The sequence below is a fragment of the Streptosporangium sp. NPDC005286 genome, from assembly GCF_040607515.1.
Lineage (GTDB): Bacteria > Actinomycetota > Actinomycetes > Streptosporangiales > Streptosporangiaceae > Streptosporangium.
The window spans coordinates 1-8,527 of the sequence record NZ_JBEXGU010000261.1 but is presented as its reverse complement, the minus strand read 5'-3'; the positions used below and the strand labels follow the sequence as shown (position 1 = coordinate 8,527).

Below are 8,527 nucleotides of genomic sequence, written 5' to 3'. Positions count from 1 at the left end.
CGGGATCACCGCCGCCGGGCCGGTGCGGGTCGGTAGGGGGATCAGCCCGCTGCCTTGACGCCGGCCTCGATGAACTTGGTCCAGGCCTGGTCGTAGGGGACCGAACCCTGGTCCATGCCCTCGAGGACCTTCTCCACCGCGGTCTTGACCTGGGCGTGCTTCTCGCCGAGGAAGACGGGAAGCAGGTCCTTGACCGACGCGCCGAAGATCTGGCCGGTCGGCGCGTCGTTGAAGAACGGGTTCTTCAGGTCGGCGACCGCCGGGTCCTGCTGCGCCGGGATGGAGCTCGGGAAGGCCGCCGCCTCCTGGAAGGCCATGACGTGGCCCTCCTTGCCGGTGAGGTAGTTCAGGACCTCGGCGGCCTCCTTGGGGTGCTTGCTCTGCTTGGGAACCGCGAGGTAGGAGCCGCCCCAGTTGCCCGCACCACCGGGCACGGACGCGACGTCCCACTTGCCCTTGTTGTCGTCACCGGCCGCGCCGGAGACCACACCGAGCATCCAGGCCGGGCAGCCCATGGTCGCGAAGCCGCCCTTCTTGATGGCGGCGTTCCACGGCGGGGTGAAGGAGGCGAGCTTGGCGGTCAGGCCCGCCTCGCTGAAGTCCTTCACCGTGTCGAAGGAGGTCTTGATGGCGGGGTTGCTCTCGACGACGAGCTGGTTGCTCTTGTCGAAGTAGGCGACGTTGCCGTTCTTCGGCGCCTCCTGCGACAGGATCACGTTGTAGAGCGTGTTCGGGCCGTCGAGGAACTTGGGGTCGCCCTTGCCGGGGTTGGCGGCCTTGAACTTCTCGCCGATCGCCTTGAAGGCGCTCCAGTCCGGCCAGAGCTTGCCGACCTCGTCGCGCTCGGTGGGCAGGCCCGCCTTCTCGAACAGGTCCTTGCGGTAGCACATGGTCATGCCGCCGATGTCGGTGCCGAGAGCGAAGAGCTTGTTGTCGGCGTTGATGCCGTTGTCCCACTTGGCCGCGGGGAAGTCGGCCTTGCGGCTCTCCAGCCCGTACTCGGCCAGGTCGGTGAAGAACTGCGGGCGGGCCTTCATGAGGCCCATCGCGCCCTCGTCCAGGGCGATGATGTCGGCCGCGCCGCTGCCGGCCTGCAGGCGCTGGAGCAGCTGCGGGAGGTAGACGTCCTCGAACCGGTCGGTCAGGTTCTGGTACTTGACCTGGATGTTCGGGTGTGCCGCGTTCCAGGTCTCCACGGCCTTGTCGTAGCCGAAGTTCTCGCCACCGCCGAAGGTGTGCACGGTGATGGTCACCGGCTCGGCCGCGGCGGAGGCGCCGCCGTCGCCCGCGGCGGGCTTGGCGGGCTCGCTGGAACCGCACGAGGTGATGGCCAGGGCGGTGGCCGCCATGACCGCTACGGCGGCGAGCTTGCCGTGCCGCTTGTTGTTCAACATTTCCGGACCCCTCTCAGGTGGTCGCCCGAATCATTGGGAGGTGACACCGGGGGCCGGTCCCCGACAAACACGGCCTCGCGGTGCGGTAGTTCCTCAATGTGCTTTGGGAGCGCTCCCACGAAGAGTGGACGATGGGCAACCAGGACGTCAATATGCCGAAACTCAACCGTTACATCCGACTGTTTTGGGTGGGACTATCGGTATGAAGTGGGTATATACATCTCATTGGGGTGATTGGGAGCGCTCCCATCTCACGGACATACAGTCGGGGCATTTCGTGTCCGTGCGGAGGCTCGCCGGGGAGCGGCGGACAGCCCGCCGATCTCCGGTCGAGGGCCTCCGCACCCGGTCCGGTGTTCGGTGAAACCCGTTAGGCTTATCCGATACGTTGAGACATGCCTGAGATGCCGCACGCTCGCGATCGAGAGACATGGTGGCGGGTGGACGCGCGAGGGGGCTTCCATCCCCCGGCCCCCCGGCATCGTTGTTCACCGAGATCCGACCGTGGCGGGTCGGGTCGTCACGCCATCCATGATCGTTGATGGTGTCGTCCTCGCCCGGATCACCGTGTCCGGCGCTCGGTGACACCTCCCGCGAGGGAGCCATGTGATTGTCACTCACTCCAGGCGGCGAAACGGCCGGGTAAGCGAGTCGTCAGTCGCCGAAAGGTCTCCGACAAGGAAGATCTCATCGAGTACCCCCGGCGGGGAGGCATCCGGCGGGCTGTCCAGGCAAACTGCGCCCATGAGTCGACGTTCACGGTGGGCGGCGCTCCTGGCGGGACCCGTCGCCGCCCTGATGGTGGCGGGCTGCGCCGCTGACGGCGAAGCGCTCCGGCCCGACACGGAGCTGACCAGAGTGTCGGACCCCAGCGCCGCGCCCGGCCCCGGCCTGTTCGCCGTCAACTCGCAGCGGCTCGGCGGCCTCATCGTCATCGACGTCCAGGGATACGTCCTCTACCGCAGTGACGCCGACGACGCGAGCCCGTCACGTTCGGCCTGCGTCGGCGAGTGCGCCGAGATCTGGCGCCCGATGCCGGTCAGCGACATCGGGAGGCTGCGGATCGTCGGCATAGACCGGGGAAAGATCGGCAGGGTCGTCAGGCCCGACGGCACCGAGCAGCTCACCCTCTCGGGGTGGCCGCTGTACGGTTACAGCGGTGATCGCATGCCCGGCGACACCAGCGGGCATGGCCGAAACGGCTGGTTCGCCATCTCACCCGCCGGAGCCAGAGCCGGCCGCTCCACTCCCTGACGCTGCCTCGCCACGGCGCCGCGGCGAGCGTCATCGCCTGTCAGGCGGCGGCTCGTCGGGCAGGGTCATGATCGCGGCAGTGCCCCCTCCGGGCGCCGGATGAAGCCGCAGTGCCCCACCGTGCAGCTCCGCCACCCATTGTGCGATGGTCAGGCCCAGGCCGGTGCCGTCCGCCGCATCGCTACGGAAACGCTGCGCCGGTCGGCCGTCCGGGCCCGGACCAGGACCCGGACCGGCATCCTTGATCATAACCATGCCGGCGGTGACGACGAGGGTGATCGTCGCGGGTTCGGCACCGGTCCGGCCATGCCGGACGGCGTTGTGGACCAGATTGCGGATGGCGATGCGGACCAGGGTCGGGTCACCGCTCGCCACCGTGGGCGAGACCGACACCGCCGCCGTGTGCGGCGGCTGCACGGTCTCGGTCACCACCTCTTCGGCCAGCTGGTCGAGGCGGAACGGCTGCCGCTGGAGCTCTCGCAGCCCGGCGACGAGACGCGCCCGCATGAGCAGCGCCTCAACCGAGTCGGCAAGCCGTTCGGTGGAGCGCAAAACCTGCCGCAACGCCTGAGACTGCCGGCCGGGATCCTTGATCGCGGCCTCCGACAGTGCCCGGATGACCGTCAGAGGGGTGCGCAGCTCATGCGCCGCGTCGGCGACGAACCGCTCCTGCTGGCCCAGCGCCTCGACAGCCGGCTGGGTGCCCCGCCGGGCCAGCAGATGCCCGCCGAAGCCGGCCAGGAGTGTGAACACCGCTCCTCCGGTGAACAGGATCCACCCCAGCCGCCGATGGGCCCGCTGAACGGGCTCAAGATCGACCGCGACCACGATGGTGCCCGACACCGCTCCGGTGACGGCGTGCGAGAACGGGACCGCGAGCAACCGTGAACGACGCCCCACGCTGGTGACGGTCGCGGCGAGTTCGCCGCGCCCCTGCCAGACGGGCCGGGCGAGGCCGCGCAGAACCTCTGGCGCGATCACCGGCAGGCTCGACGGATACGCGAAGACGAGGCGGACGTCGGTGCGGGTACCTTCGTACACGTGCACCGCGGTCGGGCCCTTCGACGCCGGATCGGCGAAGAGGCGGTCCAGCCGCAGCGCGCCGGACTCGTAGTACAGCAGGGCTTTCGCGGTCCGGGCGGTGCGCTCCAGCTCCGCCCGGACGAGACCGTCGCGCTGCTGCTGGTCGACGACCATCGCGACGGTTCCCATACCGGCCAGACCCATCACATTGAGAGCTGTCAGCAGCAGGGCCAGGCGGACCCGAAGCCCGTTGAGGCGCCCGGTCGTCTGCAGATGCGTCGGCTGCGTCCCCTTCTGACCCCTGCCGCCGGGATCGGGGCCGCGAAGACGTAGCGGGTTCACAGCCGCACGGGCCCGGCCCGGTAACCGGTACCCCGCATCGTGAAGATCACGGCAGGCTCACCGAGCTTGCGTCTCAGCTGGTTGACGACGACGTCCACCACATTGGACGCCGGGTCGGCCCGCTCGTCCCAGCAGTGCTCGATGAGCTCGGTACGGGTGACGACAGCCGGTTGGTGGGTCATCAGGATCTCAAGGACCGCGAACTCCTTGGGCGTGAGGGTTTGCAGCACCCCGGCGCGGCGGACCTCCCGGCGGGCCACGTCGAGCGTGACGTCGCCGACGCGCAGAACCGGCGGGACCATCGTGGTGCGGCGCCGGCACAGGGCGCGCACCCGCAAGACCAGTTCGTCGGTGGAGAACGGCTTGGTCAGATAGTCGTCGGCGCCGGCCTCCAGGCCTGCCACCCGGTCGCTGATGTCATCGAGCGCGGTCAGCATGATCGCTGGTATGGCCATGCCGGCCTGACGGCGCCGGTGGAGCTCGTCGGCCGAGTCGCCTTCCGGGAGCATCCGGTCAAGGATCAGGCAGTCGTAGTCGTTGACGCTCATGCTGAGGTCGGCCTGGCTCCAGTTGGCCGCCTCGTCGACGGCGAAGCCGGCCGAACGCAGCCCGGAGACGACGGCACCACGCACGTCGGGATCATCCTCGACGACGATCACACGCATGGGACGAGGGTAGCGATCTGCCGGAGGAGTTCAAGACGAGGGTGGCGACCTGTCAGGAGAGTTCGACCAGCCGCGTGCGGAGCAGGCCGGGAGCGTCCGAGCGTTCACCCGCCCGGTCACCGCGCGTGATCACAGGGCATCGCGGAACTCGGATGAAGGCTCCTGACGAACCTCTCCTCCGGAGATCGGATCGGTTCCCGTTTCCGTGGTACTTCTCCCCCTTCACCGGATCTTCATCGAATCCTCATGATCATCATCGCAGAATTCATGTCAGGCGCCCGCGGTGCGGGACGCCCCCGTACGCTGTGGCATCCGCCAGGCGGCGGCTGGACGGCCTAAGCGCCTGGAGGCGATCGATGCGCAGCGCCCGCCGGTTGACCGCCTTCGCCGCGGCGGCGCTGCTGGCAGCCGTGCCGGGGTGCGCCGACATCGGGGGGCGCGTCCCGGATCAGGGGCGCTGCGGCCTGCGTATCGCCTTCTTCGGGCCACTCACCGGCGAGTCCATGAACCTCGGGCGCAACATGCGCGAAGGCGCGCTGCTCGCCGTCGAACAGCACAACGCCCGGAATCCGGCCTGCCCCGTCGGGCTCGTCGACTTCGACACCCAGGGGGATCCGAAGCAGGCGCCCGAACTCGCTCAGCAGGTCGTCGCCGACCCCGCGATCATCGGTGTCGTCGGGCCGGCGTTCTCCGGCGAGTCGCAGGCCGCCAACCCGATCCTGAACCAGGGCGGGGTCAGCACCATCACCCCGGCGGCCACCGACCCCGGCCTCAGCCGCTGGGGGCGATCGACCTTCCATCGCATCCTGGGCAGCGACGCCGCGCAGGGACCGGCGGTCGGCCGGTACATCAAGGAGAAGCTGCTCGCGCGGAAGGTGTTCGTCATCGACGACATGAGCCCCTACGGGCGCGGCCTCAGTGAGCTGGTCATGAAGGAGCTCGGCTCGCTGGTGGTGCAGAGCGCCTCGGTTCAGCCGAATCCGGTCGACTTCCGCGGCGCGGTCTCCGAGGTCGAATCGGCTGCCCCCGACGTGGTCTTCTTCGGCGGTTACTACACCCAGGCCGGCCGGCTCCTGCGCGAGCTGCGCGACGCGGGCGTGAGCGCCGTCTTCGTCTCGGGCGACGCGGTCAAGGACGACGGGTTCGTCCGCACGGCGGGGGCCGAGGCCGCCGAGGGCGCGGTTCTCACCTGCCCGTGCCGGCCGCCGCAGAAGGATCCCGGGTTCGCCCGGCGCTACCGGATCCGTTTCGACCACGACCCGGGCACCTACAGCGCGGAGGCCTACGACGCCGCCACCATCTTCCTTCGGGGCATCGACGCCGGCAGGACGCGACGCTCTGACATGGAGGAGTTTGTCGACGGCTACTCCGGCGCCGGTATCACTACGAAGATCCGATTCAACGGCGACGGCGAGCTTGCCAGCTCCTCGGTCACGGTGTGGGCCTATCGCGTCCGCGGCGGCCGGATCGTCGCCGACGACAGGCCGATCCCCGGAAACTGACCGCACAGGAGATCAGAAATCATGACAAGCCCCCCGATCGCCTATCGGATCCCCGGCCCGACCGCGTCGCCCCCCCTCACGAGGTCACCGTCTGCCGGACGCCTCGACTGCGCGAGCGGCACCGTCCACCGCGCCCTCGCGGAGGCTCCGATCGGCGGGTACGGCATGCTGGAGGCGGCGCTCGCCTGGCAACATCTGCGCTCCACCGGACCCGGGAACACCGGCGGGGGGACACACGCCACAGCGTCGCGTCATCTTCCCGTCGTGGAGACGCACAGCGGGGCGGTGGCGGCACGGATCGCCCGGCTGCTGTCAGGGCTGGCCTGGGCCATCGTCACCCAGGCCGACGCCGGCGACACCGGCTTCAAGCGGTCGCCGGCCGTGCGCGTCGAGGTGCCCAGAACGCTACACCGCAGGGTCCTGCGGGCGTTGACCAACGCGTGGCGCGACGCCCGGCGGCAGTTCGACCCGCGCGTCCCGGGCACCGCCACCGACACCGACGCGGCCGTCGCCCTGTGGCGCATGGGCATTCTCGTCGCCGGGCTCGGTCCCAGCCACAACATGGTCTACCTGCGCACCGGCACGTCCACGATGGCCGAGATGATGGCAGCCGCCGCCAGGTGTCTCGGCCTCACCCCGATCGTGGACAATGTCCACGGCGCCCCGGCGGTAGCCCTCTACCATCTGGGTGAGGTGCACTGGCTGCTCGCGGAAGCGGGAGCGGGAGGCGCGGCGACCGTGTGGGTGCGCGGTGGCCGTCCCGCCGGCGCCGCCAGTACCAGCGTCGGACTCTGGCCGTCAACGACCCCCTCCTGAGGGAGGGGGCTTGAGGTGCAGTAATGCGCTTTGAAGCCCCGCGTTGACCAGCCCTGGCCATCAGCTCAAGGAGGTGCGTTTTGATGGCTACGTTGAACACGAGATCGCAGACCCACCGGCGGGTGCTTCCTCAGCCCGCCGCTCTGGAATCCGTGGGAGCAGACACGCCCGAGGGTGGGCACGAAACGGCTCACGGACACCGCCTCGCGGCGGTACCTGGTGTTCGACCTGGGCGAGGGGAGATCGAGCGGACCGGCACCCGGTCCGTTCGGCGTCACCCCGAGGACGCTTCGGTGTCCGAGGGAGCGAACCGTGAGGTTCACCCGGTCGTGTTCGTTCTGGACAGGCACGGCCACCCGCTCGACCCCTGCCATCCCGCCCGTGCCCGTCGCCTGCTGGCGGCCGGGCGGGCGGTGGTGGTGCGTCACACCCCGTTCGTCATCCGTCTCAAGGACCGGTCGGCTGCTGATTCCACCGTGGCAGGCGTGCAGGTCGGTATCGACCCCGGCTCCAGGCACACCGGCCTGGTGGTGTTCACCGGCCAGGCCGGGAGCCGGGCCGGACGGTATGCGATCCGGCTCGACCATCGGGGCGTGCTGATCCGCGACAGGCTCGCCTCGCGGGCTGCGTACCGGCGAGGGAGGCGGTCGCGGAACCTGCGCTACCGTTCCCCCCGGTTCCCCAACCGCACCAAGCCGCAGGGGTGGCTCGCGCCGTCGCTGCGACACCGCGTCGACACCACCATGTCGTGGGTGGCGCGGCTGACCCGGTGGGCGCCCGTCACCGCCATGCACGTGGAGAAGGTCTCCTTCGACACCCACGCCCTATCGGCCGGGCGGCCGCTCGAAGGAGCGGAATACCAGCGGGGCACCCTCGCCGGGTACGAGGTCCGCGAATACCTGCTGGCCAAGTGGGGGCGCACCTGCGCCTATTGTGGCGCGAGCGGCGTACCGCTCAACCTCGACCACATCCACCCCCGCAGCCGGGGCGGCTCTGAGCGCGTCAGCAACCTGACCCTGGCCTGCATCGGCTGTAACCAGACCAAGAACGCCACCCCCGTGCAGGAGTTCCTCAAGGACAAGCCCACCCTCCTGACGAAGATCCTCAAGCAGGCAAAAGCACCGCTGCGCGACGCCGCCGCCGTCAACACCACCCGCTGGGCACTGTGGCAGGCGCTGAAGGCCACCGGCCTGCCCGTGGCAGGCGCCTCCGGCGGGCGCACCAAATGGAACCGCTCCCGCACCGGCGCTCCGAAGTCCCACACGTTGGACGCGTTGCACGTCGGCGAACTGGAGAGCGTGACTGCCTGGCCGTCCACGGTCCTGGTGGTCACGGCGACCGGGCGCGGCACCTACGCCCGCACCGTCCCCGACCGATACGGGTTCCCCCGTCTTGCCCGGCCACGGAGCAAACTGCACCACGGCTTCCAAACCGGCGACCTGGTCCGGGCAAACGTCCCGGCAGGCAAGAAGGCCGGGGTTCACACCGGCCGGGTCGCCGTCCGCACCACCGGAAGCTTCAACATCACCAC

The 8,527-nt window shown here is 69.6% G+C and carries 7 protein-coding genes; 4 read left to right on the top strand and 3 right to left on the bottom strand.

The window, feature by feature from the left end; translation table 11 throughout:
- Positions 1–41 precede the first annotated feature (41 nt).
- Positions 42–1,394 (bottom strand): extracellular solute-binding protein, encoded by a 1,353-nt coding sequence (locus ABZU75_RS43605; RefSeq protein ID WP_355568458.1) that lies wholly within the window; start codon positions 1,392–1,394, stop codon positions 42–44.
- Positions 1,395–2,138: 744 nt separating this feature from the next.
- On the opposite strand from ABZU75_RS43605, the gene ABZU75_RS43600 reads away from it, so the two are divergent.
- A complete protein-coding gene (locus ABZU75_RS43600; RefSeq protein ID WP_355568455.1) occupies positions 2,139–2,648 on the top strand; it encodes a hypothetical protein in 510 nt (169 codons plus the stop codon).
- Positions 2,649–2,678: 30 nt separating this feature from the next.
- On the opposite strand, the gene ABZU75_RS43595 is transcribed toward ABZU75_RS43600, so the two are convergent.
- Together ABZU75_RS43595 and ABZU75_RS43590 are read right to left on the bottom strand one after the other, a co-directional pair.
- Positions 2,679–4,013: a HAMP domain-containing sensor histidine kinase gene (locus tag ABZU75_RS43595; RefSeq protein ID WP_355568453.1), complete on the bottom strand. Its 1,335-nt coding sequence runs from the start codon at positions 4,011–4,013 to the stop codon at positions 2,679–2,681.
- Entirely contained in the window at positions 4,010–4,678 is a 669-nt protein-coding gene (locus tag ABZU75_RS43590) for a response regulator transcription factor (protein WP_350920608.1), read from the bottom strand. Before ABZU75_RS43590 ends, ABZU75_RS43595 begins: the two co-directional genes overlap by 4 nt.
- Positions 4,679–5,034: 356 nt before the next feature.
- On the opposite strand from ABZU75_RS43590, the gene ABZU75_RS43585 reads away from it, so the two are divergent.
- The 3 genes from ABZU75_RS43585 to iscB form a co-directional block, all read left to right on the top strand.
- A complete protein-coding gene (locus ABZU75_RS43585) occupies positions 5,035–6,180 on the top strand; it encodes a branched-chain amino acid ABC transporter substrate-binding protein (protein ID WP_355568449.1) in 1,146 nt (381 codons plus the stop codon).
- A 21-nt stretch (positions 6,181–6,201) separates the two neighbouring features.
- Positions 6,202–6,996 carry a hypothetical protein gene (locus tag ABZU75_RS43580; RefSeq protein ID WP_355568446.1) on the top strand — a complete coding sequence of 265 codons (795 nt, stop codon included), beginning with the start codon at positions 6,202–6,204 and terminating at the stop codon, positions 6,994–6,996.
- A 293-nt stretch (positions 6,997–7,289) separates the two neighbouring features.
- Positions 7,290–8,527: RNA-guided endonuclease IscB (iscB, locus tag ABZU75_RS43575; RefSeq protein ID WP_355568443.1), on the top strand; the 1,238-nt coding region annotated here is incomplete at its 3' end.

Excerpts from the sequence above, each read along its gene's own strand:
- ABZU75_RS43605 (WP_355568458.1), bottom strand. The coding sequence starts at position 1,394 with ATGTTGAACAACAAGCGGCACGGCAAGCTCGCCGCCGTAGCGGTCATG.
- ABZU75_RS43600 (WP_355568455.1), top strand. The coding sequence starts at position 2,139 with ATGAGTCGACGTTCACGGTGGGCGGCGCTCCTGGCGGGACCCGTCGCC.
- ABZU75_RS43590 (WP_350920608.1), bottom strand. The coding sequence starts at position 4,678 with ATGCGTGTGATCGTCGTCGAGGATGATCCCGACGTGCGTGGTGCCGTC.
- ABZU75_RS43585 (WP_355568449.1), top strand. The coding sequence starts at position 5,035 with ATGCGCAGCGCCCGCCGGTTGACCGCCTTCGCCGCGGCGGCGCTGCTG.
- ABZU75_RS43580 (WP_355568446.1), top strand. The coding sequence starts at position 6,202 with ATGACAAGCCCCCCGATCGCCTATCGGATCCCCGGCCCGACCGCGTCG.